Source organism: Actinopolymorpha pittospori (assembly GCF_014873875.1).
GTDB lineage: Bacteria > Actinomycetota > Actinomycetes > Propionibacteriales > Actinopolymorphaceae > Actinopolymorpha > Actinopolymorpha pittospori.
Genome location: NZ_JADBEM010000001.1, coordinates 8,820,103 through 8,845,106 on the forward strand (window position 1 = coordinate 8,820,103; position 25,004 = coordinate 8,845,106).

The window sequence follows — 25,004 nt, forward strand, 5'->3', positions numbered from 1 at the left end:
TCGCCCGGCAGCCCACTCGCCCGAAGGGACTCCTCGAACCGTCCTCATTCGCCGAGCAGGACCGTGCGAAACTGCGGCTCGACGACCGACCAGTCGAAGTTCTTGACGACGTGCCCACGAGCGGCGGCACCCTCCATGGCCCAGCGTTCCGGGTCGGCGAAGGCCAGGATCCGTTCGACCGCCTCCTCCGGGCGCTCGACCACCCACTCGGCGGGGAAGATGCTGCGTGCCCCCGAGTAGGAGGCGTAGATCGGCCAGTCGCGCACAACCGGAACCGCGGCGGACGCGGCGCCCTCCACAGCGCCGACACCGAAGCTCTCCCGTCGGCTCGCGCTGATGACGAACCCGGCGTCCCGCAACACCTCGGGCAGGTCGGTGGTGTAGTCGACGTAGACCAGCCCGTCACGGACGTCGTCGGCGGCCGCCCGCTCGCGGAACTCCTCGCGGTAGGCCATCGCGCCGGCGTGGGCCCGGGCGTTGAAGTCCCGGCCGATCAGCAGCAGCCGCCAGCGCGGGTCGGTGGCCCGCAGTTGGGACAGCACGTCCAGGGTCCACAGCGGGTCCTTCACCCGCTGTGCCCAGCCGACCATCGCGAGCGTTCGCTCCGCACCCGGTCGTTTGGGGAGCCCGAACCGCTCCAGCCGCATCTCGTTCGGCACCACATGGCGACCGGGCACGGCGGCGAGTTCGGGTACCGCGTTCTCCAACAACCGGCGGACGTGATCACCCACGAAGATGACCTCCGCCACCCGCGACCAGTCGATCATGTGCGGCTGGTGCGAGATCGCTTCCAGACTGTGCACCCGGACCACGATCCGCGCCGTCGCCGGCGCGTGCAGGGTGACCCACAGCGCCGCGTTGTCGCACCAGTCGACGAAGATCGTGTCGGCCCAGTTCAGCAGGTCGCTGTCGGCCTGTGCGGGCTCCGGGAAGTCCCGGCCCACGGCGTCGGACAGCCGGTCCATGACGAGCATGCCGCGCTGGTAACGCCGCAGGACGCCGGGCTCGCGCAGGCTGAGCACCCGCACCTCGAGGTCCGGCTCCTCGGCCAGCGCGCTGATGATGCCCTGGGTGAAGTGGGGGTAGTCACCGGGAACGACGAGCACCCGGTGCGGCGCCCGTGACCCCGGCACCCTGGTCGACCGCTGGTCGACCGTGGGCGCCGTGGCGCGGTCGGGCCCGCCGGACGACCTACCGGACGACGTGGCTGGCGACGTGGTGGGCGAGGCGGGGGACGGCGCGGGGGACGCCGTCAGCACGCCGGCCATCGACCCCGACGGCGCCCGCAGCGCCCGGAACGTGAGCGACTCCCGCAGCGGAGCCAGGAAGCCCACCGGGTCGGCGACCAACGGGCTCTCGAGAACGTCCGCGTGCAGTTCCCGGTGCAGGGCCGCGTCGATGGAGTGGAGGGTCAGGTCGGTGCCCGTCCGCAGGTCACCGGCACGAAGCGCCCGGTCCGCGTACTCCAACAGTCCCCGCACCGAGCTGGCCAGCGCCTCGGCGGGATAGCCGCCGGCAGCGATCTGGTTCGTGACGAGCTCCACCCGCAGCGCGGCGAGTTCGGCGGACGGCAGGTCGAGGCCCAGCGCCGCCCGCGCGACGGACTCGCCCGCGTCGAAGGCATGCGCGCGCCGCAGTGTGCGTGCGATCGGGAGCCCCTTTCCCGCGAGCTCCCGCAACCGCGGTGCCATCGGATGGGCGGCGACGTACTCCCACGCCGCCACCACCTCCTGCGCGCTCGTGCGGCTCAGACCGCTGCGCAGCAGGCGCTGCAGCGGAACCATCGCGGTGAACTGAGCGAGGACGGCGTCCAGGGCCGCGTCGTCCGCACCCAGGCGGGCAGCGCCGTCGTTGTGCGTCGCCGCCAGCTCACTGGCGCGTGTGGCGGCCGGGTCGGCCGCCACGATCAGGTCTGCCCTGGTGGCGCGGCGCCGAATCCAGGGGTCGAACTTCGCCAACAACCACGCGCGGCGCTCCGGACTGCCCGTTCGAACCCAGCCGCGCACGACCGCGTTGCGCGCGACGATCCGCGCCCATCGCCTGGAGAAGCGTCGTGGTGCGACGCCGTTGCGCCGGCCGCTCAGGCTCATCTGGAGCACCCGGCTCTCGGCGACGTGCCCGTCCAGGGCCTCGTCGACCTCCGCGGCGCGTGCCGAGGCGGATACCGCGAGTGCGACTCGCACCGTCAGTCCCGCATCGCCGAACCGTTCGATCAGCCCCACCAAGCGGGGAACATCATCCTGGGCAACGACAATGAGTAGGACCTCGGCCATGAACCGTTACAACCCCCACGCGTCGTATGGACTCGCTACCGGCCAGGACGTCGAACGCTCGCCTGATCTTGAATCTCTGACGATCATTCCTGGCCAGACTATCCACGCCTACATGAGAAGTCCGCAACCGGCCTAATCGGGATGATCTTCGTCACATCGCGGAACGCGTCGTCAGTTCAGCCGTCGGGAGCGGGCGCTGTGAGGTCGTCTCAGAGCCGGTCCGGAGCCGACACGCCGCATCGTCTGAGGGCGTTCGCCACGACGATCCGGGCGGCCTCGACCAGAACGAGGCGGGAACCGTGCGCGGGGGTGGCCTCCTCGTCACCCCGCGGAAGCATCGACGTCGAACCCTCGTAGTCCTCGACGCAGCGCAGGACCTCGGCAAGGTGGCGATGGAACGCGCGGGCGTTCTCCCGTGTCGAGACACCGGGATACTCCGCCAGCGCGCAGACCAGCCGGCGCGCGGGCGAAGGGGTGAGCTCACCCGGGTCGAGGCGGTCGGGATCCCTCGCCACCCCGAGCGCGCCACCCGCCCGGAGCAGACCCGCCAGCCGTGCGTGGGCGTACCGCAATCCCGAGGTGAGTTCGTCGCCAGGCGGCGCGAGGACCGCCGCGCTGGCACCGGGTTCACCGGACCCCGCGCCGGTCATGCCCGCGAGGATCTCCCGGACGATCTCGGCGAGGCTCGCCGAGGTCAGTACGACGTTGACGAATCCCTCCTCCACCGCCTCCGCGCCGGCGATTCCCTGCCGGTCACGCAGGCCGGCCGCGAGGAGATCGGCCAGTGCCCGGGGCGAGACACCGGCGCCGGCCACCCGCAGCGCGACCGGACTCGCGAAGTCGCCACGGCTCGCCCGGACCGGGCGTTCGATCCGCACGTACGCTGGTACGCGGGTGGTGGGCGCCAGTTCGCCGGACGCCACGAGACGGGCCAGAATCTCGCGGATCTCGTCGGCCAGTTGGGCGGGATACACCGCGCCAGCGTAGTCACCGGGCGACCCTGCTAATCTGTGTCAGCCCCGAGCCCCCGTAGCTCAGGGGATAGAGCAACGGCCTCCGGAGCCGTGTGCGCAGGTTCGAATCCTGCCGGGGGCGCATCTGGTTCTCGCAGCGTGATCACGCTCGATGTCACCACCTCAGATCCGACCCGAAGACGTCGCCACGATCCGCCTGCCGTCCAGCTCCTCCGGTGGGCCGGAGTACGGTCGGGACGAGGTTCGCCCAGCCGGCGATCCGGTCGGCTCGCCACGCTCGTTCCCCTCTATCAGCCGCGGGGACCCTCGGCGGCCGGCTCGTTCCGGGACCGCGGGCCGGTGGCGTGGCCGAGAGCACGACAGGAGATCAACCACGGTGTCCGAGCGTGAGGCGCCCGCCCCCGCAGATCGACGGAACCTGCTGGCCGACTGCGAGTACTGCTTCGGGTTGTGCTGCGTCGCCCTCCCCTTCACCGCCTCCGCCGACTTCGCCGTCGACAAGGACGCGGGCGTACCGTGCACGCACCTGCGCGCGGACTTCCGCTGCGACATCCACGCCCAGTTGCGCGAGCGCGGCTTTCCCGGCTGCACCGCCTTCGACTGCTTCGGCGCGGGGCAGAAGGTGTCGCGGACGACCTTCGGAGGAAGGGACTGGAGGCAGGAGCCCGGCACGGCAGGGCGGATGTTCCAGGTGTTCCCCGTCGTGCGGCAGCTGCACGAACTCCTCTGGTACCTCGCCGAGGCGGTGACGTTGCCGCAGGCGCGTTCCCTCCACGGCGAGCTTCGCCGCGCCCTGAACGAGATCGAGGACCTCAGCAACAGCGGTGCCGAAACCCTGGCGGGCTTGGACGTCGGCGCGCTCCGCGAGGGCGTCAACCCGCTCTTGCTACGCACCAGCGAGCTGGTGCGCGCGCAGGTGCCGGGCCGCCGGAAGAACCATCGCGGAGCCGACCTGATGGGCGCCAGGCTCCGCGGCGCGGACCTGCGCGGGGCGAACCTGCGCGGGGCCTACCTCATCGCGGCGGATCTTCGCCGGGCCGACCTGCGGGCGGCCGACCTGATCGGTGCCGACCTGCGCGACGCCGACCTGCGCGGCGCCGATCTCACCGGCTCCGTCTTCCTCACCCAGGCCCAGGTCAACGCGGCCAGGGGCGATTCGGCGACCCGGCTGCCAGCGGCGCTGACCCGCCCTGCCCACTGGTAGCTGCTCGAGCCGACGAGGCCCAGGGGCCGCCTAGCATGGGTTCTCGTGGAGCGCCTCGGAGGGCTCCGACGTTATGCGGTGGTTGCTCTACAGATCGTCGGCGTTGGGGTCGCCTACTACGCCACCGCCTGGCTGGGATTCCTCACAGGGATCGTAGGCGGGCAGGTGAGTCCGTTGTGGCCGGCGACCGGAATCGCGTTGGTGGCCTTCCTGTTCCTCGGTGTGCGTGCCTGGCCCGGCATCCTGGCCGGCGCGTTCCTCGCCGAGTTGAGCTTCGTTGCCTGGCAACCGGCCCTACTGACCGCGGTCGGAAACCTGCTTGCTCCGCTATGTGCGTACTTTCTGCTCCGTCGGGTGGGATTCCGGCTCAACCTGGACCGACTTCGAGACGCGCTCGCGCTGGTGTTCCTCGGCGCCTTCGTCGGCATGACGGTCGGTACCGCCATCGGAACGGCGACCCAGGTGGCGTTCGGGATCACACCGCCGAGCCTGGTCGTGCCCACGGCGTTCACCTGGTGGACGGGCGACGTGATGGGGGTCATCGTCGTCGCGCCACTCCTGCTCGCGCTCTACCAGGTCCGGTCGCTCCGCGCGATCCGCAACGTCAGGCCACGCCGGATGCTCGAGGGGGCGGCCCTCGTGGTGGGTTCGGCGGTCATCGTCCTGATCAGCCAGCTCACCCTCGGCGCGGGCTTCATCGCCTTCCCGCTGATCGTGCTCGCGGCGTGGCGCTTCCGCCTGCTCGGCGCGACTCTCGCCGTGGCGGTCGCCTCGGTGATCGAGATCTACGCGGCGATCATGAACGTCGGAGCATTCGCCGACCGTGACCTGCTGGACAAGATGATCATCCTGCAGATCTTCAACGGATCGATCGCGCTCACGGGGCTGCTGCTCGCCGTGGCGATCATCGAGCGCGACCGCGCCCGGCTGGAGGTCGAGCGGACGGTGACCCGGCTCGGCGAGGTGGCAAGCCATCTCGAGCGCAACCTCGAGCGCAGGCGACTTCCTCCCCACGCGGACCTCCCGGTCCGGCCGGGCGAGGAGCGCCGGCCAGACCAGGAGTAGCCGCCCGGGCCACCCGGCTCAGGACCGCAGAGCCGTGATCAGCCAGCCGAAGACCGGTGTCAGGTCGGGCTGGACGGGTGAACCGTTGATGGTCGCCAGCAGCCGCCAGTAGCGGTCGACGCGGGGGTCGGCCGCGACCTCGAACCGCTCGATCATCCAGCGACGGAAGTCCGTGTCCGGCGTACGTCCGAACTCGGTGGCGAAGTCGTCGACGATGCTGTCGACGATCGGCCCGGCCTGCGCCGAGAGCGGGTCGACCGCGGCCTCGACGGCCGCGCCTACCTTCGCCACGACCACGTTCACGAGTTCGTGATGCAGCCTCGAACCCGGCTCGGGATCACGTGCCCGCTCCCGCGCCTGGTACTCCGCCATCCGGCGTACGGCGGCCCGGAAGTCCGGGTCCCGGCAGAGCTCGACCAGCTCCACCCACGCGTCGACCTGGGCCGGCGACGGATCCTCTGGGAGGTCGGGAGTCGCCATCCGGACGAGATCCACCAACTCGGGGTTGGCGTCGAGTCCACCGAACGCCTCCGTCACGAAGTCGTCGATGATGCGGCGACGCTCCTCCGCCGACAGTTGGGCAAGCTTGTGCATGAGTTCCAGCTCCTTCGGACTCGATCCGCGGCCCGCCACCGCTCGCAGGACGGCACGATGCACCCGCAGGGTGCGGATCTGGGCGTCGAGCGCGTCGGCGTGCGCGGTCGCGACGTCGGCGACGGAGACCTCGTGGTCGAGGACCCGTCGCGCGGTCGCGAGGTCGATGCCCAGGTCACGCAGCGTCCGGACCAGGTCGAGCCGGGCCAGTGCGTCGATGTCGTACAACCGGTAGCCCGCGGATGTGCGGTCGGTCGGCGGCAGCACACCGATGTCGGAGTAGAACCGGATCGTGCGGACCGGGAGGCCGGTCCGACGGGCCAGCTCCCCGATCGAGTAGAGCGTGTCGCCGTTCATACCGCCCACCTTCGAGTCTCCAGCCGCTGGAGGCTCAAGTCCTCCGGACGCCTCGATGATGGCAGCGCCGGCGGCTAGACATCCCACGTTCGTAAGGTGTCAAGCGGCTTGGTGATCGGTTTGGTTGGTGGGGGGGCCAGGCGGTCGTTTCGTTGTAGGGGGTGTGGTGGCGTAGGCAGCCGTGGAGGATGCCGACGAGTCGGTTGGCGAGTGTGCGTAGGGCTTGGTGGTGGGTGGCGCCGCGGGCTCGGTGGGTGTCGTAGTAGGCGCGTGCTCCTGGCGAGGCGCCCAAGGCGGCGAAGGCTTGCTGGTAGAGCGCATCAGCGAGTCGGCGGTTGCGGGCGTGTCGGGGCCAAGACGACGCGTTTCTTGCCGGAGGCTTTGGTAACCGGCGCCATGCCGGAGTAGTTCTTGCGGGCGCGGGCGTCGGTGTAGCGGTGCGGGTCGTCTCCGAACTCGGCGAGCACCCGGGCACCAAGCGTCATGCCGAGCCCTGGCTGGCTCAGGTAGATCTCAGCGTCCGGGTGCCGACCAAAACCCGCCTCCACCTCACCCTCCAGGGTCTGGATCTGGCGGGACAGTTCGCTGATCACCGCGACCAGGGCGGCCACGCTGGCCGCGTAGGCGTCGACGACACCCTCCCGGGCGGGTAGCTGTTGGGCGGCCAGCGCGGTCACGATCGTCTCCGCGGTGCCGGGCAGGTTACGTTTGCGCCCGGCCCGGGCCAGCACCTGCTCCACCCGCTTCTGGGTCAACCGGGCCCCCTTGGCGGGGGTCGGCGCGAGGGTGAGCACGGCGAGTGCGTCACGGCTCGCCAGGTCGTCGAAGGCGGCCAGAGCGCCGGGGTAGAACTCGCGCAACGTGGAGCGCAGCGTGTTGGTCTGCCGCTGCCGAGACCACACCAGCGACTGGTGCGCCCGGGCCACCACCTTGACGTGCTCGGCCAGCGCGGAGTCCCCGGCCACGGGGCGATGGCGGGCACGGTCCAGCCGGACCAGCTCGGCCAGCACATGCGCATCCCCGGCATCGCTCTTGGCGCCGGAGACTGCGTGTCGTTCCCGGTAGCGGGCGGCCTGCAACGGGTTGACCGCATAGACGGTGTAGCCGGCCGCGATCAACGCCTGCACCCACGGGCCCCGATCAGTCTCGATCCCCACCACCACATCTACCGGCTCACCCTGATCGGGTAGATGATCAGCGACCAGCCCGTGCAACACGGCGATCCCGGCCACCCCTTCCGGCACCCGCCGCCGCACCAACCTTCGCCCACCCTCATCCACGATCTCGATGTCGTGATGGGACTCCGCCCAGTCATCACCCACGAACAACACCAGCCAGGCCTCCCTACACCCTCCTCGACAACACCACACGAGCCTGCGAGGAGACCCAGGCGACCTAATGGACCAGTGCTCACCGGCACGACATCCCACCAGCCCTACCGCTCCCCGACCACCAGCACGGGGCACGATCTAGCCATAGGTCTCAAACACAAGACCAGGGCGCGTAAGTGCTCACCGGCCAGCGGCTCAGACACCAGACTGGCAAAACCACCCGGTGCACTCCCATTAGGGCGTGTCCCGCGCCGACACATCGCGCTCGAGGACCGCCGAGCACCTGGCGGCGTACCGACCCGACCACCCCTTCCGGCAGGCGTCGGGGTGGGTGACCCGTACGACCGCCGTCTCCTTCCGCTCCGGGCGGGTCAGCATCAGGAACCGCGCTGAGCGCAGGCCCTCGACCACGATGTCGGCCACGGTCGCCGGATCGAGGACCATGCCCGCGGGCCGGGGCACCCGCGGGCCGGCATCGACGGCTCCCCTCGGCGCGGGCGAGTCGACGACCGGACGCAGGCAGGAGAGGCGGTTTCCGGGACGGCGGTAGAGGACGGCGGCGACGTTGCAGTGGTCGCTCCCGTCGTCCTCGCGGTCCTCGCGGACCTCGGGGACCTCGAGAACCCCGACCGGGGCCGCGATCCCGCCGTTCGAACAGCACAGGTCGATGGGGCCGTAGCGAGCCTCGATCGCCGCGATCACCCGCGCGGCCTCCGCCTCACAGGTCAGGTCGGCGGCGATCGCCAGGCCACCGACCCGGTCGGCGACGGCACGGGCCGCGGCGCCGTCGCGGTCCACCACCGCGATGCCGCGCGGACCTTCCAACGCGAAGCGCTCCACCATGGCCCGGCCGATACCACTGGCACCACCGGTCACCACGATCGCACGATGCTCGAGTTTCATCGGTCACCGTCCGATCGCGGTTCCACCGGCCGCGGCCCACAGCCCCGCGACGGCGTCCAGGTAGGCGTCCGCGTCGTTGGCCCGCAGGACCGCCTTCTCCCTGCTGCCCGGGTGGGTCAGGATGAGGAACCGTTCGTCCCGCAGGCCCTCGACCACGGTCTCGGCGACGTCGGCGGGTGCCAGGACCCTGCCCGTCGTGCGAAGGAACCGCCCGACGGGGTCGCGGTCGACCCCGCTCACCAGCGGAGTCTCGACGACTTCTGGGCACAGGCAGGAGAAACGGACGCCGGTGCCGCGATAGAGGACGGCGAGGGACTCGGCCAGGGCCACCGCGGCGTGTTTGCTGACGGTGTAGGGAACCGCTCCGGGAAGCATCAGCAGGCCGGCGGCGGACGCGGTGTTCAACAGGTAGCCGTCCCGGCGTTCGACCATGGCGGGGACCAGCGCGCGGGCGGCCCACAGGTGCGCCATGACGTGGATGTTCCAGTGCCTGTGCCAGTCGTCGTCGGGAACGTCGAGACCACCAACGGGTGAAACGATCCCGGCGTTGGAGCAGAACAGGTCGATCGGGCCGAACTGGGCCTGCACCGACCCGATCACCCGCACCACCTCGGCCTCACGACACAGGTCGGCGGCGATCGCCAGGCCGCCGACGCGGTCGACCACGGCACGAGCCGCCGCGCCGTTTCGGTCCACGACCGCGATGCCGTGCGGCCGCTCCGCCGCGAACCGCTCCACCATCGCCCGGCCGACACCACTGCCGCCGCCGGTCACCACGATCGTCTTGTTCTCGAGCTCCATCACGTACCCCCTCGAAGGAACCGCTCAGCGAAACGCCGGCTCCGCGTCCAGGAAACGGGAGACGTGACCGACGAACAGTTCGGGGTACTGGAACAGCGAACCGTGCCCGGAGTCGGGGTAGATGACCAACTGCGCCTGGGGAATGCGCTGCGCCAGCACGTAGGCGTTGACAGTGGGCACCATGATGTCGTGGCTGCCGTTGACCACCAGGGTCGGCTGGTCGATCCGCTCGAGTTCGGCGTAACGCTCCCCGCGGACCTCCTGCCAGTCCACGATGGCCGCGCTCTGCGCCCTCGTGGTCTGCTCGGAGACGGGTGGGTCGACGTCGACCGTGCGCTGGTGCCTGCGCTCCCAGAACGCCTTTCCGGCCCGCTGGCTGGTCTGCGACGGTTCGAAGAAGAGGAAGAGGAAGTCCTCGAGCGTCGGCACCTCGTTCCTGGTCGCGACCGTGAGGGCGTCGGGGTGTCGGCCCTCCACCTCACCCCCGCGCGGTTTGGTCACCACCAGGACGAGCCGGCGCACCAGGTCCGGGTGGCGCAGGACGAACGCCTGGGCGACGTACCCGCCGATCGAGAGGCCCAGCACGTCCACCCGCGGCAGTTTCAGCGCCTCGACGAACACCGCCACGTGGTCGGCCATCTCCTCGACGGTCCCGGGCGTCTCGCCGCCCGAACTCGCCACGCCCGCGTTGTCGAAGAGGATCACCGGGCGGTTCGCAGCGAGGCCGTCGGTCACGAGCGGATCCCAGTGGTCCATCCCGCCTCGGAGATGCTGGAGGAAGATCAGCGGCGTACCGCGTTCCGCCCCGAAGCGCCGGTAGGCGTACCGGACACCCTTCGCCTCCAGAAACTCCGTCGGTGCGCTGGTGTGCGACAACTCCCCCACGGCGACCCTCCTTGGCCTTGTCCCTGCGAAACCCCGTGATATCGGACGGCCGCCCGAGCCGAGGTAGACCGATCGTTGTACTTCTTGACGCCGACGCTAGCACCGCCTCGACGGCAAGTACAACGATCGGTACACTTTCGATCGTGGGAACCACGTCGAAACGACCAGAAGCCACACCAGCGGAAGGTCAGCTCCGCGGCGGGCGCGGAGCGCGCGAGCGCATCCTGCGTACGGCGGCCAGGCTCTTCTACGAGCAGGGTGTCAACGCCACCGGGATGGAGCAGCTCACCGACGTGGCACACGTCTCCAAGCGGACGTTCTACCTGCACTTCCCCAGCAAGGAAGCATTGGTGGAGGCATATCTGCACCGCTTCCGCACCGACGCGCCGCTCGCTCGGGAACACGTGCTCACCCGCGCCGACCTGCCCGCGCGGGACCGACTGCTCGCCATGTTCGAGCGCCCGGAGTCCTCCGTGGCGCTGCGCGGGTGTCCGTTCCACAACGTCGCGGTGGAGATCGCCGACGTCTCGGCCCCGGCGCGCACGCTGGTGTCGAATCACAAGCGGGAGTTCGCCGAGCGCATCCGCGAGGTCGCGGCCGCGGCCGGAGCGAGCGACCCGGACCGGCTGGCCCGCCAGCTCGCCGTTCTCTACGACGGCGCGACCGCCCTGGCCATCGCGGTGAACAGCCCGGAGCCGTACGACGACGCGCGTTCTGCCGCCGAAGCGCTCATCGACGGGGGCGTCCCGGCGTGAGGCGGCCTCAGCGACGCCCGTAGGCAAAGCCCTCCCCCTGGGCCAGGTGCTCATAGACCAGCCGTACCGCCATCGCGCCCTCTCCCACACCCGAGGCGACCCGCTTGGTCGAGCCGCTCCGCACGTCGCCCGCGGCGAACACCCCGGGCAGGCTGGTCTCGAGAAGGCTCGACGGGATCGGGTCCACGACGTCGGGCCCGGTGAGCACGAACCCGTCCGCGTCACAGGCCACCTTCTCCCCCAGCCACCGCGTGCACGGCGTGACACCGATGAACACGAACAGCCCGCGGGCCTCCACCTCACGACAGGTCCCCGTCTCGGAGTCCTCGACCAGCAGGGCCCGTAGCACCCGGTCTCCGCGCAGCTCACGGATCTCGCTGTGCCGTGACACCTCGATGTTCGCGGTGCGCTCGATCTCGGTGACGAGATAGCGCGACATGTTCTCGGCGAGGTCCCGCTCGCGGACGACGAGGCTGACCCTGCTCGCGGTGTGGGACAGGAAGAGTGCCGCCTGACCGGCGGAGTTGCCGCCGCCCACCACGGCGACAGGCGCGTCGCCGCACCACTGCGCCTCCTGCTGGGTCGCGGCGTAGTAGATGCTCGTCGCCTCGAAGTCGGCGAGCCGGGGCACCGGCAACCTGCGGTACTGGGCGCCGGAGGCGATCAGGACCGTACGTCCACAGACCGAACATCCGTCCTCGACCCGCACGGCGTAGTGACCGTCCTCCTCCTCGAGCCCGGTCGCGGTCGCCGGAACGCTCAACCTGGCACCGAACTTCTGCGCCTGGATGGCGGCCCGCGTGGCGAGTTCGGCGCCGGAGATCCCGGACGGGAAGCCGAGGTAGTTCTCGATCCGGGACGACGTACCGGCCTGGCCACCGGTCGCCACGGCTTCGAGCGCGACGACCGACATGCCCTCCGACGCGGCGTACACCGCTGCCGCGAGGCCGGTGGGACCGGCGCCGACGACCACGAGGTCGAGCAGACCCGGAGGTGCGCTGGCGACAGGAACGCCGAGCCGCCGCGCGAGTTCGACGTTGCTCGGGTCGCGCAGCAACTCCTGCCCGCCCAGGATCACGATCGGGGTCTCCTCCGGCCGCACACCAAGGCCGCTCAACAACCGCTCCGCCGCCGGGTCCTTGTCCAGGTCGACGAAGCGGTGTGGCTGCCGGTTGCGGGCGGCGAACTCCCGCAGCCGGTGGGTACCAGCGGAGTAGCTGGAACCGATGATCCGGAAGCCGACGCCGATCCCGATCAGCAACGAACGCCGAAGCAGGTAGGCACGCAGGACCAGGTCGCCGAGCATCGGATCGCGCTCGACCACACCGCGCAGGTCCGCCGGTGACAGTTCGAGGACCTCGCCGTCCTCCGCCACCACCGCGGTGGCGAGGGACGCCTGACCGGTCAGCAGGCCGAGCTCACCGACGAAGCGGCCCGGCCCGTGCACGGTGATGAGCTGTTGCTCCTGTGATTCGTAGCCCGCGACGACGGCGACCTTTCCGGACAGGACCACGAAGAAGTCGTAACCCTCCACGGCCTCGCCGTAGAGCACCTCACCGATCCTGGTGTGCCGATGTTCTCCATGCGTGCTGAGCGCGTCGACCTGCGACTCGCGCAGTCGCGGGAAGGCGCCCTGCAGATCCGGCGTCTCCTCGAGTGTCCTCAGCCACTCGCGCACCGCGGCCCCCAGTTCCTCGCGCCCCGTCCGGCAGGTCGTCGTCGGCCTGGTCCGGCTCGTCGTCAACCGTTCTGCTCGTCAACCGTTCTGCTCGTCAACCGGGTCAGACGTACTGTTCGTCGAAGTAGCACCAGCGCCAGTCCTCCCCCGGCTCGAACGACCGCACGATCGGGTGACCGACGCCGTGCGCGTGCGCGCGTGCGTGGCGCAGCGGCGACGAGTCGCAGCAGCCGACGTGGCCGCAGGTGAGGCAGAGCCGCAGGTGCACCCACGGCGAGCCGAGGCGCAGGCACTCCTCACAACCCGCGGGGGTACGCGCCTCCACGGGACGAACAGCGCTCATGTGTGGATCCACCGCCACTGGCATGTCGATCTCCTCGTTCCTGAACTCACTTCTCGCTCGGGCGCTCACGTCCCGCTCGAGCTCCGCGCGACCTCGGCGAGGGCTCCCTCCACCCAGGCCCGCAGCATGTGGGCCGGCACCGCACCCAGTTGGGTCGCGACGACCTGGCCGTTCTTCATGACCAACAGGGTCGGGACGGCCTGGACGTCGAACCGCTCGGCGATGGCCGGCGCCTTGTCGACGTCGACCTTGACCAGCTTGATCCGGCCGGCGAGGTCGCGCGCGACCTGCTCCAGCGCCGGGCTGACCATCCGGCACGGACCGCACCACGTCGCCCACAGGTCGACCACGACCGGGATGCTGGAGCGGTCCACCACCTCGGCGAAGTTGTCGTCCCCCGCGACACCGATCCACGGCAGCGCCGCGCCGCAGTCACCGCACTGCGGCACTCCGTCCGCGATCGTCGGTACGCGGTTACGGCGGCCACAGTTCGGGCACTCCACGACATTGGTCTCGACGTCGGTGCTTGCCATCGACCTCGCCCCCCCTCTCTCTCGTTGCTCGCGACGCGTTGCCCGGCCGTCGCGGATCAGGCCGCCTTCGCCTGGTCGGTCGGCGTCGGGTTCTCGTACGCCACGACGATCTCGCCGTCCTTCGCCTCCACGCGAAGCGTCGCGCCGTCGTGGATGTCGCCACCGATCAGCGTGCGACCGATCCAGGTCTCCACCTCGCGGGCGATGAAGCGCCGCAGTGGCCGCGCGCCGTAGACCGGGTCGAACCCCTCGGAGGCGATCAACCTGCGGGCCGGCTCGGTGACCTCGAGCGTCATCCGCCGTTCGGACAGGCGCAGCCGCAGCTCGTCGAACATCAGGTCGACGATCTGCTCGATCTCGGCCAGCGTGAGCGGCTTGAACAACACGATCTCGTCGACCCGGTTGAGGAACTCCGGCCGGAAGCGCCCGCGCAGGTCGGCCATCACCCGGGCGCGCGCGTCCGGCTGGATCTCACCCTGCGCGGTGACGCCCTCCAGGAGGTACTCCGACCCCACGTTGGAGGTCATGATGATCACCGTGTTGCGGAAGTCGATCGTGTGGCCCTGGCCGTCGGTGAGCCGCCCGTCGTCGAGCACCTGTAGCAACGCGTTGAAGACGTCGGAGTGCGCCTTCTCGATCTCGTCGAAGAGGACGACGGAGTACGGCTTGCGGCGAACGGCCTCGGTGAGCTGGCCGCCCTCCTCGTACCCCACGTAGCCGGGTGGCGCTCCGACCAGCCGGCTCACCGTGTGGCGCTCCTGGTACTCGCTCATGTCGACCCGGACCATGTTCTCCTCGGTGTCGAAGAGGGCCTCCGCGAGCGCCTTCGCCAGCTCGGTCTTCCCAACCCCCGTAGGGCCGAGGAAGATGAACGACCCGATCGGCCGGCGCGGGTCCTTGATGCCGGACCGGGCCCGGATCACCGCGTCCGCGACCAGTTGGACCGCCTCGTCCTGACCGACCACCCGCTGGTGCAGGATCTGGTCAAGGCGCAGCAGCTTCTCCCGCTCGCCCTCCTGCAGCCGGCTGACCGGGATGCCGGTCCAGCGGGCCACGATGCTCGCGATCTCCTCCTCCGTGACGACCTCGCGCAGCAGCCGCCGGTCGCCGAGCCGGGCGGTGAGCTTCTCCTCCTCCGCGCGCAGCCGGCGTTCCAGCTCGGGCAGCTTCCCGTGCATCAGCTCGGCGGCGCGGTTCAGGTCGTAGGCACGCTCGGCCCCCTCAGCCTCCCGGTGGACGTGCTCGATCTCCTGCCGCAACTCCTGCACGCGCCGCAACGCCTGGCGTTCGGCCTCCCACTGCGCCCTGGTCGCGTCGGCCTCGGCCCGCAGGTCGGCGAGCTCCCTGCGCAGCTCCTCTAGCCGCTGCTGGCTCGCCGGGTCGGGCTCCTTCGCGAGCGCGGCCTCCTCGATCTCCAGCCGCATCACCCGACGGGTCGCCTCGTCCAGCTCCGCGGGCATCGAGTCGATCTCGGTGCGAAGCATCGCGCAGGCCTCGTCCACCAGGTCGATGGCCTTGTCGGGCAGGAACCGGTCGGAGATGTAGCGGTGACTCAGGACGACCGCCGCGACGAGTGCGCTGTCCTGGATCTTCACGCCGTGGAAGACCTCCAGTCGCTCCCGCAGGCCACGCAGGATGGAGATCGCGTCCTCCTCCGACGGCTCGTCCACGTGGACCGGCTGGAAGCGACGTTCGAGCGCGGCGTCCTTCTCGACCTGCTTGCGGTACTCGTCGACGGTCGTCGCGCCGATCATGTGCAGCTCACCGCGGGCGAGCATCGGCTTGAGCATGTTGCCGGCGTCCATGGCGCCCTCGGCCGCGCCGGCCCCGACCACCGTGTGCAGCTCGTCGACGAACAGCAGGATCCGCCCCTGCGCGGCGCGTACTTCACTCAACACCGCCTTCAGACGTTCCTCGAACTCCCCGCGGTACTTCGCGCCGGCCACCAGCGAGCCCATGTCGAGCGCGAAGATCACCTTGTCCCGCAGGCCTTCGGGCACGTCGCCGTTGGCGATCCGTTGCGCGAGGCCCTCCACGATCGCCGTCTTGCCGACCCCGGGATCACCGAGCAGCACCGGGTTGTTCTTCGTCTTCCTCGACAGGATCTGGATCACCCGCCGGATCTCGCCGTCGCGCCCGATCACAGGGTCGAGCCGGCCCGACACCGCGTCGGCGACAAGGTCCCGGCCGTACTTCTCCAGCGCTTCGTACGCCACCTCCGGCATGGCGGAGGTGACCCGCTGGTTGCCCCGGACCGCCGTGAGCGCCTGAAGAAACCGGTCCCGGGTCAGCCCCTGTTCGCGCAGGAGCCGACCGGACGCACTGGTCGGGCCCTCCTCCAGGAGCGCCATGACCAGGTGCTCGACGGAGACGTACTCGTCCTTGAGCCGTCGCGCCTCGCGGTCGGCGGTGTCGAGCAGGTGGGCGAGCCGTTGGGTGAGGAAGACCTGGCCCGGCTGGGCACCCGGCCCGGTCACCCGCGGGCGGCGTTCGACCTCCGCCTCGACCTCCTTGCGGAGCAGGTCCGGATCCGCGCCGGCCTGCCCGAGGAGCCGCGGCACCAGTCCCTCCGGCTGGTCGAGCAGGGCGAGCAGCAGGTGCTCACCGTCCACCTCAGTGTGGCCGAAGCGCGACGCCTTCCCCTGTGCGTCCTGCAGGGCCTCCTGGGACTTCTGGGTCAGCCGGTTCACGTCCACGATCGCCCTCCGATCCGTCGGACTGTGTAGGCGCGGGGTGCGGATGTCTGGCGCGGGGGTGGACGCAGGCCAGCGTGCTGGTCGGCCGCCTCGAGTTCGGCGATGCGGTCGAGCAGGTCGATCACGACGCCGATGCCGGCGTAGTTGAGGCCGAACCCGGCCCGGAGCCGTTCGATCCGCGCGACGCGGGTCAGTTCGCCCGGACCGAAGTGCAGGGCGCCGGAGGGATCGGCGTCGGCGTCCAGCAGCCCGAGGGCCACCAGCCGGCGTACGAGGTCCGGGTGCAGGCCCGCCTGGCGGGCGAAGGCGTCGAGGTCGAGCCGGTCGTCGGCCCGGCGGACGCGTACCTGGACGAGCGCGAAGCCCATGGTCACCTCCCCCTCGAGTCGGCGTATCCGGAGTCGGCGTGCGCCCGGGTCGAGACCCTGGCCAGCTCGGAGTACAGCCGCCGCTCCTCGTCGGAGAGGTGCCTCGGCACCATGATCCGAGCCTCGGCGTAGAGGTCACCGGGCTCGCCGCGCGGGTTGGGCATGCCGCGTCCACGCAGCCGCAGGCGACGGCCGCTCGACGTACCAGGAGGGACCTTGACCTTCGCCTCGCCGCCCGGTGTCTCCACCTGGACCGAGGCGCCGAGCGCCGCCTCCCAGGGGGCCAGCCGCATGTCGACGTCGATGTCGCGGCCATGGACGCGGTACCGCGGATGCCGGGCCAGTCGTACGACCAGGTAGAGGTCGCCGGGTTCGGCCCCGTCGCTGCCCCGGCCGCCCTGCCCGGCCAGCCGGATCCGCTGGCCGTCGGTCACGCCGGGCGGGATGTTCACGTCGTACTGGCGCTGCCCCTCCGGTCCCGCCAGCGTGATCGAGTGCCGGCCACCGCGGTAGGCGTCCTCCACGCTCAGGACCAGCTCGGCCTCCTGGTCCGCGCCCGGGATGGGGCCCCAGCCCCGCCCGCCGCGACCGGTGAACATGCCACCGAAGAGGTCCTCGATGTCGATGCCCTCCGCGCCAGCAAAACCGCCGAACCCACCCCTGTCGGCACCGCCCCAGCCCGGGCCCCCGGCACCGGCACCGGCGCCCGCACCGGCCCGGCCGGCACCGGCACGGGCCTGCGCCCGCGCCCAGGTCTCCGGGTCGACATCCTCCGGTACGCGGCGGAAGTCGGGCCCGAACGCGTCGTAGCGCTTGCGCAGGTCCGGGTTGGACAGGACGTCGTAGGCCTCCGAGACGTCCTTGAACCGCTCCTCCGCGCCCGGATCCTTGTTGACGTCGGGGTGGTTCTCCCGGGCCAGCGTCCGGTAGGCGCGCTGGATCTCCTCCCGCGTCGCCGTCCTCGGTACGCCGAGCATCTCGTAGAAGTCGCGGCCGGCCATCACTCCGCCTTCGTGGCCACCACCACGCCGGTGGGCCGCAGTTGGCTGCCGCCCTCGCCGTACCCGGGTCGTACGACGTCGAGGACGGTCCCGGCCGGTACGTCCGCGCTCGGCATCGTGGCGATCGCCTCGTGCCGGCTCGGGTCGAACGTCGCCCCCACCTCGTCGTCCTGGCGCGGGAACCCGAGTCCGGCGAGCATGGCGACCGCCTGTGCGAGGACGGCCTGGATGCCCTCGACGATCGCGGAGGACTCGGCCTGGCCGTGGGCGAGCGCCCGGTCCAGATTGTCCAGGACCGGTAGCCACTGGTTGGCCAACTGGGTGCGTACGTCGGCCCGTTGGCCTTCCAGATCGCGCGCGTGACGCTTGCGCTGGTTGTCGAGGTCGGCGACGGCGCGACGCCACAGGTCCTCGTACTCGGCCGCCCTGGTCTCCAGCTCGTCGATGAGCGCGTCGGCCTCGGCGCGCTCGTCGTCCGGCATGCCCGCGGTGGCCGAGACGTCCCTCTCGACATCCGGCGCGGAGCGCTGGGAGGGGGTGCTCGGTTCCACCCCCGACCGCTCCGGCGTGGCGGCGGCCGCGTCACGCGGCGATGGTTGCTGCTCGCTCATCCAGTGCCACTCCGTCGTGAACTCGGGTCGGTCCGTTGAGAACTCGGGTCATTCGGTGGTGAACTCGGCGTCGATCACGTCCTCGTCCTCGGTGGGGCCGCGCTGCCCGGGGACGCCCTGCTCGGCGCCGCCCGGTCCGCCCGGGCCGCCTGGTCCGCCCGCCGTTCCTCCGCTGGGTGCGGAGCCCAGGCTGTGGTAGATCTGCTGCAGTTCGCCGGTCAGTGAGCGCAGCCGGTCCAGGGGGGCGGTGTCGTCCTTGACGGCCTGTCTGGCGTCGGTGACGAGCAGTTGGGCGCGGGCACGTTCGTGTTCGGGCGTGGCCTCCCCCAGCTCGCCCAGACGCCGTTCGACCTGGTAGGCGGCCGTGTCGAGCGCGTTGCGCGCATCGACCACCTCGCGGATGCGGGCGTCGTCGGCGCGGTAGCGCTCGGCGTCGGTGACCATGCGGTCCACCTCGGACTGGTCGAGGTTGGAGCTCTCGCTGATGGTGATCTTCTGCTCGGCTCCGGTGTCCTTGTCACGGGCGGAGACGTTCAGGATGCCGTTGGCGTCGACGTCGTAGGTGACCTCGACCTGCGGCTCGCCGCGTGGCGCGGGCCGGATGTTCTCCAACCGGAACCTGCCGAGCACCCGGTTGTCCGCGGCGCGTTCGCGCTCACCCTGCAGCACCACCACGTCGACCGCGCTCTGGTTGTCCTCGGCGGTGCTGAACGTCTCGGTACGCCGGGCCGGGATCGTGGTGTTGCGGTCCATCACCTTCGTCATCACGCCACCGAGGGTCTCGATGCCCAACGACAGCGGGGTGACGTCGAGGAGCACGACGTCCTTCATCTCGCCCTTGAGCACGGCGGCCTGGATGGCCGCTCCGATCGCGACCACCTCGTCCGGGTTGACCGTCATGTTCGGGTCCTTGCCGCCGGTCATGCGGCGGACGAGGTTCGCCACCGCCGGCATCCGGGTCGCCCCACCGACCAGGATCACCTCGTCGATGTCGTCGGCGGTGACCTTCGCGTCCGACATCGCCTGTTCGACCGGGCCACGGAGGCGTTCGATGAGGTCGTGGGTGATCTCCTCAAACGTCGAGCGCATCAACGTCGTGTTCAGGTGCTTGGGTCCGTTCGCGTCGGCGGTGATGAACGGCAGGTTCACCGTGGTCTGCGTCACCGAGGACAACTCGACCTTGGCCTTCTCCGCGGCCTCGAACAGCCGCTGCAGTGCCTGTGGATCACGCCGCAGGTCGATGCCCTCCAACCGCTGGAAGTCATCGGCCAGGTAGTCGACGACCCGGCGGTCGAAGTCGTCGCCGCCGAGGTGGGTGTCCCCGGCCGTCGCGCGGACCTCGACCACACCGTCGCCCACATCGAGCAGGCTCACGTCGAAGGTGCCACCTCCGAGATCGAACACGAGCACGGTCTCGTGGCCCTTCTTCTCCAGCCCGTACGCCAAAGCCGCCGCCGTCGGCTCGTTGATGATGCGCAGGACCTCCAGCCCGGCGATCCGGCCCGCGTCCTTGGTCGCCTGCCGCTGGGCGTCGTTGAAGTACGCCGGAACCGTGACGACCGCCTCGGTGACCTTCTCGCCCAGGAACTTCGAGGCGTCCTCGGCGAGCTTGCGAAGGATGAGCGCGGAAATCTCCTCCGGCGAGTACAGCTTGCCGTGCACCTGGAACCGCACCGCGTCATCGGGACCGGGCACCACGTCGAAGGACACCGCATGCTGCTCAGACGCCACCTCTTCATACCGCCGGCCAACGAAGCGTTTCGCCGAGTAGACCGTGCCCTTCGGGTTGAGGATCGCCTGCCGACGCGCCAACTGGCCCACCAGCCGCTCCCCCTGCTCGGTGAACGCCACCACCGAAGGCGTCGTCCGCTGCCCCTCGGCATTCGGGATCACAGTCGACGCGCCACCCTCCACGGCAGCGATCACGGAGTTCGTCGTACCAAGGTCAATACCGGCTGCTCTCGCCATGGCTCCATGTCCCTTTGCTGAGATGTCCCTTTGCGGCGATGCCCTGTCGGGAGGTCCCTTTGTCGAGTTGTCCTTCGGCTGGGATGTCCTTCGGCTGGGATGTCCTTGTCCGCCGGCGCCCGCGCGCCGCGGTGTGCGAACACGGCCGGATCGCCACGTCACCAGGTGATCCGTGCCCTCGGGCACTGGACCGATGCGCCGGTGTCCGCGCGATGTGGAGAGCGCCCGGGCGACGGAAGGTGCGAAGCGCTGACTCGCTGGCGCCGCCTCGGCAGCGCACCGACCCAGAGCGCGCGCCCCCGCGCGCTCGGAAGCCCCCTCGCACACCAGTGTCTTCCTCCGCACGCGCGAGAACAACCCGTCATGACCTTTGGTGGTGGGACGCGGGAATGGCGAGGAGCGCGGCCCGACGAGGCCGTACCGCTGACGCGTCAACCTCGGGTTGCTAGACCGCTACGGCAGGCCCAGTAGCCGAATCCGGCGAGGACCGGGCGGGCGTCAGTTCCGGTTGACGGTGACCGGGACCTGTTGCCCGGCAGGCGTTCCGGCCGCATGGCGCGCGGGCGCTGACCGCCTCGCTTCGCTAGGTCGTCGATACCCCCTTATTCCGCCGGACTCCCTGATCCCGCCGGCCTCTGCTGCCGCCGGCCTCCCCCAAAGGCTCCGTCTCACTCGTCCCTTCGCCTTCATCCCTCCGGGGTGGCGTGAGGCCACGCGTACCCCGGCACGCTGGACCTGTCTCGGTCATTCTCGTTCGGGAGCCGCCTCGGTCCGCCAAGTCCCCTCCACCACTTTCGCCCCGCCTTCGCTCCGCCCGGTTGCTTCGTTCTCGCCCGGTCCGCGACCTTCCGGACCTGTTCTGCCTGTCGCCGACTTCACCCCGGGTGGGTGAGGCCGGCCATGCGTGCTGAGGCGGACCGTGGTGTGTGGACCCCTCCGCTCGATACGGAGGGCGCGAACCATCAGGGGGTTTGGACCATGACAGAACACCGCGACACGGGCGCCTCCCAGGAAGCGCGTCGGCGGGAAGAGGAAGCAGCAAAGGGACAGACCCAGCAGATGCCGGGCGAACGGGCTCAGGCCGAGCCCACCGTGCCGCAGGCTCGCCGGTCCGGGGAGGCGGAGTACGCCGAAGGACGGCCGTCCGGGGCCGGTGAGATGGCGGACATGATGGCCCGGATGAACTGGAACCTGTTCGCCGGTACTCTCCTGATCGTCCTCGGTGGCTTCCAAGCGATCTGGGGTGTCACCGGCGTCGTGAAGACGGCCGTCTTCCTGGTCGGGGCGCAACAGTTGATCCTCCCGGCCAACTACAACGCCTGGGGTTGGGTCCACATCGCTGTGGCCATCCTCCTCATCGTCACCGGGCTCGCGATCATCGCCCGGCAGACCTGGGCACGGCATGTCGGTATCGCCTTGTGTGCGATCGGGGCGATCGCGAACTTCCTCACGCTGGGCGCGTTCCCGCTCTGGTCACTCATCCTCATCGGATTCGACATCCTCGCCATCTACGCACTGGCCGTGCACGGCAGGGACTTCGGGCCTGCGGGCCGGCGCGCCGGCGCCTGATGAGATGACGACGGGGGACCAGCGACCAGCACCGTCACTCCGAGCTGACATACCCGTCGGGACGGTCACCCGTAGGAAAGGTGGGCCGTCCCGACGACCCTGCCCACCGTCTGCCGTTGTCAGTGCCCGCCTGGCAGGCCGTCAGCGCAGGCCGGCAGGTCAGCGCAGGAGGTCCAGCTGCAACGCCCGGGCGATCGCCTCTCGCCGCGAGGTCACGCCGAGCTTGCGGTAGAGCGTTCGTAGGTGGGACTTCACCGTGTTGACCGACAGGCACAGGTCCTGGGCGATCTCCTCGTTGGTGAGGTGGGAGGGGAGATAACGCAGGACAGCGCGCTCGCTCGCGGTGAGCCGCACCGACTGCTCGGGCGGCTTCCAGCTCGCCGCCGGTGCGACGTCGAAGCGGTGGAGCAGCGCGGTCCGGAATCCCGCGTGCGGCCCTTCGGGGGCGATCAGCACGGTGAGCAGGGCGCGAACCCCTCGCCCGGCGTCGAGGAACACCCGGACGAGGCCGTCACGTTCGGCGAGGGCGAGCGCGCGTTCGAGAAACTCCGCCGCGGGCGCCTGGGCGCCGAGTCGCCGATGCGCGGTGGCCGCGACGAGCAATGCGCCCACCGTGTCGACGACCCGGGTGCGCACGGTCTGTCCGGACAGGCAGGGAGTGACCGCTGCCAGCGCGGCGTTCGGGTCGGCGGCGGCCAGGTGTACCCGGCCGAGCGCCACCGCGTGGGAGGCGACGGACTCGCACCGCTCCGACGACCGGGCGGCCGTCAGCACCTCCTCGGCCCGAGCCGTCGCGCCCTCCTGGAGAAGAACCTCGATCTCGAGCAGCGCCGCAGCGTGTTCCACCTGGGAACGCAGCCGGACGGCGGCGTCCTTCGCCGCCGCGAGCTCGGCCCGGGCGGCCGACACGTCACCCTGGTAGAGCAGGACCCTCGCCCGGAACACGCCGAGCATCTCGGCAACGGGTGGATCGGCGCGGTCGGCCGAATCACCGACGTGACCGGGTTGCCGGTGACGTTCGAGCAGGGTCCACGCCTGGTCCAGTCGATCCCGCTCGAGCTCGACCTGCGCGCGGGCGAGGTCGAGAACCAGTGACCCCGACCCGGACGAGCCTTCGGTGGCGGCCCGCGGTGACCCGTTGGCCTCAGGGTCTCGAGGCGGACCGTCCGGCCGCGACCCGAGGGCACGCTCGGCCGCGTCCAACCGACCTTCCAACGCGTTCACGAGGGTGAGCCAGGCCTGCGTACGCCCCTCCCACAGCGCGAGGCCGCCCTCCGCGAGCCGCGGAAGTGCGTGCTCGAGCACCTTCCTCGCCTCGGGTAGGGCGCCGCGCCAGAGTTCGGCGACACCGAGCCAGTACGCCAGTGCGCCCACGTCTGCCTGGCAAGCGGCCGCGAGGCCGGCGTCACGGCTCTCGCCGAGGAGCGCGTGGCCGAGCGCCACCTCCTCCGGCCCGACCTGGCCGCGCAGGCAGCTCTGCCGCAGGCGGAGTTCGGCGCAGCGGATCCGACGCAGCAGCCGGTGTTCGCGATCTGGTCCGGGGGCGTCGGCCTCGGCGAGTCGAAGGAACGCCTCCGCGCCGTCCGCGTCCGCCGCGCCCAGGCGGACGTGGGCGCACAGCGCGGCGAGTTCGGCGCTGCCCCGGACCTCGTCCCCTGGGACCATGGCCAGCAGCGGCTCGAGGTCCGCGCCCTCGCCGTTGGCGAAGGTGCGGTAGCCGTCGCGGACCAGGATCTCGGCGGCGAGTCCCCAGTCCCGGGCTGCCACGGCGCTCCGGGCGGCGTCCACGACCAGCCCCTGTTCGGCGAACCACCGGGCCGCCTTGCGTTGCAGTTCGGGGATCTGCTCGGGCATCTCACGGCGCAGCCGGTAGCTGAGGAACTCCCGCAGCAGCGGGCCGTAGCGGTACCAGGACCGGTGGGCGCCGGTGCTGGTGACGAGCGCGTTGTCGCGGTCGAGCGTGTCGAGGGTCTGCGCGCCGTCGTGCTCGCCGGTCAACGCGTCGGCGAGGTCGCCGTTCAGCCGGTCGACCAGCGGCGTCAGCAGGAGGAAGCGCCGGGTCCGCGCCGACTGGGCGCCGAGGATCTCGTCGTCCAGGTAGTCGGCGACCAACGGCTCGTCTCCGGTGAAGGCCGCCATGTCGCGTCGTCCGGCCGGCTGCGAGCCCCACCACAGGGCGGCCAGCCGAAGGCCGGTCATCCAACCCTCCGTGCGCTCCCACACCCGCGCGAGATCCCGCTCGCCCAACTCGATGCCGAACGACGCGAGGAGATCCCGGGTCTCCTCGGGTGTGCAGGCGAGATCCGCCGAACCCACGTCGGCGAGCTCGCCAGCCACCCGCAACCGGGCCAGCGGCAGGGCGGGCTGCCCGCGACCGGACAGGACCAGGCGGAACGTCGGTGGAGCGTGGTGGATAAGTACCTCGAGACCGGTGAGCAACCGCCAGTTGGTGATTTCGTGTGCCTGGTCCAAGACGAGCGTCACCGGAGCTGTCAGCTGTGCGACCGCATCGAGAAGAGTCTGCGGAAATCGTTCACTCCCCGGATCCTCACCGGTGAGACCGGAGAAAGGATCCCCGTCCTCGACACACGCGCGCCGAAGAGATTCGACGACATAGGACCAGAAGACCTTGGGCTCGTTGTCGTTTCGGTCGAACGAAACCCAGGCGGCACGGCTCGGTAAGGCGCAGTTCAGCCACGAGGAAAGCAACATGGTCTTGCCCGACCCGGCCGACGCGTTCAGGAGAGTGACGCGGCGCCGCGCGGCCGCGGTGAGCACGTCGAACAGCCGCTGCCGTGGCAGGACGGGCATGGCCGGCTCGGGAATCGACACCTTGGCGTCAAGGAGGCCTTGCCGAGTGGGGTCGACCGGGCGCCGCGCCTGCGGGACGAGCGCTGGGCGCGACGGCCTCACACTGCCCACCCCGGAGTTCGTAGGCATGCCCCTCCCTCCTACGACACTGGGGTGCCTCCGGCTCGCGCGGTGTCCCTATCGGAACCCTACCGGCCACACGAGCGAGCCTTCCTCGACTATGGCTTCGACTATGGCGGCTGTTCGACGGTCGCGCACCTTTTTCACATTGTTGACAGGCAGAC

General features: G+C 70.6%; 19 protein-coding genes, 1 tRNA gene and 1 pseudogene. 5 read left to right on the forward strand and 16 right to left on the reverse strand.

The features are described 5' to 3' along the window. Positions 1-44: 44 nt before the first annotated feature. Both HEB94_RS40835 and HEB94_RS40840 read right to left on the reverse strand, forming a co-directional pair. A complete protein-coding gene (locus tag HEB94_RS40835) occupies positions 45-2,222 on the reverse strand; it encodes a glycosyltransferase family 4 protein (RefSeq protein WP_337918588.1) in 2,178 nt (725 codons plus the stop codon). 260 nt (positions 2,223-2,482) lie between these two features. Beyond that, the gene (locus HEB94_RS40840) at positions 2,483-3,247 is read right to left on the reverse strand and encodes a DALR anticodon-binding domain-containing protein (RefSeq protein ID WP_192754795.1); all 765 of its coding nucleotides are present in this window, start codon (positions 3,245-3,247) and stop codon (positions 2,483-2,485) included. Between the two features lie 49 nt (positions 3,248-3,296). Between HEB94_RS40840 and HEB94_RS40845 the strand changes: the two genes are divergently transcribed. From HEB94_RS40845 to HEB94_RS40855, 3 genes are all read left to right on the forward strand, one after another. Then, positions 3,297-3,368: transfer RNA gene (locus tag HEB94_RS40845), tRNA-Arg, on the forward strand. Positions 3,369-3,623: 255 nt separating this feature from the next. Then, positions 3,624-4,451: a pentapeptide repeat-containing protein gene (locus HEB94_RS40850; protein WP_337918283.1), complete on the forward strand. Its 828-nt coding sequence runs from the start codon at positions 3,624-3,626 to the stop codon at positions 4,449-4,451. 45 nt (positions 4,452-4,496) lie between these two features. Further along, positions 4,497-5,516 (forward strand): MASE1 domain-containing protein, encoded by a 1,020-nt coding sequence (locus HEB94_RS40855; RefSeq protein WP_192754797.1) that lies wholly within the window; start codon positions 4,497-4,499, stop codon positions 5,514-5,516. An 18-nt stretch (positions 5,517-5,534) separates the two neighbouring features. Here HEB94_RS40855 and HEB94_RS40860 read toward each other — a convergent pair whose 3' ends face one another. The 5 genes and pseudogenes from HEB94_RS40860 to HEB94_RS40880 all read right to left on the reverse strand — a co-directional run bounded on the left by HEB94_RS40860 (position 5,535) and on the right by HEB94_RS40880 (position 10,387). Next, a complete protein-coding gene (locus tag HEB94_RS40860; RefSeq protein WP_192754798.1) occupies positions 5,535-6,467 on the reverse strand; it encodes a helix-turn-helix domain-containing protein in 933 nt (310 codons plus the stop codon). Positions 6,468-6,585: 118 nt separating this feature from the next. Continuing rightward, a pseudogene (locus HEB94_RS40865) lies at positions 6,586-7,798 on the reverse strand (IS110 family RNA-guided transposase); the annotation flags it as partial. Between the two features lie 234 nt (positions 7,799-8,032). After that, positions 8,033-8,701 (reverse strand): SDR family oxidoreductase, encoded by a 669-nt coding sequence (locus HEB94_RS40870; protein ID WP_192754799.1) that lies wholly within the window; start codon positions 8,699-8,701, stop codon positions 8,033-8,035. Positions 8,702-8,704: 3 nt separating this feature from the next. Beyond that, positions 8,705-9,502: an SDR family oxidoreductase gene (locus tag HEB94_RS40875; protein ID WP_192754800.1), complete on the reverse strand. Its 798-nt coding sequence runs from the start codon at positions 9,500-9,502 to the stop codon at positions 8,705-8,707. A gap of 24 nt (positions 9,503-9,526) precedes the next feature. Next, the gene (locus HEB94_RS40880; RefSeq protein ID WP_192754801.1) at positions 9,527-10,387 is read right to left on the reverse strand and encodes an alpha/beta fold hydrolase; all 861 of its coding nucleotides are present in this window, start codon (positions 10,385-10,387) and stop codon (positions 9,527-9,529) included. A 143-nt stretch (positions 10,388-10,530) separates the two neighbouring features. Here HEB94_RS40880 and HEB94_RS40885 point away from each other — a divergent pair, with 143 nt between their 5' ends. Further along, the gene (locus HEB94_RS40885) at positions 10,531-11,142 is read left to right on the forward strand and encodes a TetR family transcriptional regulator (protein WP_192754802.1); all 612 of its coding nucleotides are present in this window, start codon (positions 10,531-10,533) and stop codon (positions 11,140-11,142) included. Between the two features lie 7 nt (positions 11,143-11,149). Here HEB94_RS40885 and HEB94_RS40890 read toward each other — a convergent pair whose 3' ends face one another. The 8 genes from HEB94_RS40890 to dnaK form a co-directional block, all read right to left on the reverse strand. Beyond that, complete coding sequence (locus HEB94_RS40890) at positions 11,150-12,820, reverse strand: FAD-dependent oxidoreductase (RefSeq protein WP_337918288.1); 1,671 nt, start codon at positions 12,818-12,820, stop codon at positions 11,150-11,152. Positions 12,821-12,923: 103 nt separating this feature from the next. After that, positions 12,924-13,163, reverse strand: a complete 240-nt coding sequence (locus HEB94_RS40895; RefSeq protein WP_202896816.1) for a UBP-type zinc finger domain-containing protein — start codon at positions 13,161-13,163, stop codon at positions 12,924-12,926. A 65-nt stretch (positions 13,164-13,228) separates the two neighbouring features. After that, complete coding sequence (gene trxA, locus HEB94_RS40900) at positions 13,229-13,696, reverse strand: thioredoxin (RefSeq protein WP_192754804.1); 468 nt, start codon at positions 13,694-13,696, stop codon at positions 13,229-13,231. A 56-nt stretch (positions 13,697-13,752) separates the two neighbouring features. Further along, the gene (clpB, locus tag HEB94_RS40905; RefSeq protein ID WP_192754805.1) at positions 13,753-16,392 is read right to left on the reverse strand and encodes an ATP-dependent chaperone ClpB; all 2,640 of its coding nucleotides are present in this window, start codon (positions 16,390-16,392) and stop codon (positions 13,753-13,755) included. Then, positions 16,383-16,760, reverse strand: coding sequence for a chaperone modulator CbpM (locus tag HEB94_RS40910; protein WP_192754806.1), 378 nt, complete (start codon positions 16,758-16,760; stop codon positions 16,383-16,385). The genes clpB and HEB94_RS40910 overlap by 10 nt, the downstream gene beginning before the upstream one ends. A gap of 2 nt (positions 16,761-16,762) precedes the next feature. Next, entirely contained in the window at positions 16,763-17,761 is a 999-nt protein-coding gene (locus HEB94_RS40915; protein WP_192754807.1) for a DnaJ C-terminal domain-containing protein, read from the reverse strand. Beyond that, the gene (locus tag HEB94_RS40920; RefSeq protein ID WP_238361754.1) at positions 17,761-18,372 is read right to left on the reverse strand and encodes a nucleotide exchange factor GrpE; all 612 of its coding nucleotides are present in this window, start codon (positions 18,370-18,372) and stop codon (positions 17,761-17,763) included. The genes HEB94_RS40915 and HEB94_RS40920 overlap by 1 nt, the downstream gene beginning before the upstream one ends. A gap of 48 nt (positions 18,373-18,420) precedes the next feature. Continuing rightward, on the reverse strand, positions 18,421-20,340 hold the full coding sequence (gene dnaK, locus HEB94_RS40925) for a molecular chaperone DnaK (protein WP_192754808.1): 1,920 nt from the start codon (positions 20,338-20,340) through the stop codon (positions 18,421-18,423). Positions 20,341-21,318: 978 nt separating this feature from the next. Between dnaK and HEB94_RS40930 the strand changes: the two genes are divergently transcribed. Beyond that, positions 21,319-21,909: a DUF7144 family membrane protein gene (locus HEB94_RS40930; protein ID WP_192754809.1), complete on the forward strand. Its 591-nt coding sequence runs from the start codon at positions 21,319-21,321 to the stop codon at positions 21,907-21,909. A 159-nt stretch (positions 21,910-22,068) separates the two neighbouring features. Here the strand turns inward: HEB94_RS40930 and HEB94_RS40935 are convergent, their stop codons facing one another. Next, positions 22,069-24,849 carry a winged helix-turn-helix domain-containing protein gene (locus HEB94_RS40935; RefSeq protein WP_192754810.1) on the reverse strand — a complete coding sequence of 927 codons (2,781 nt, stop codon included), beginning with the start codon at positions 24,847-24,849 and terminating at the stop codon, positions 22,069-22,071. Between the last annotated feature and the right edge of the window lie 155 nt (positions 24,850-25,004).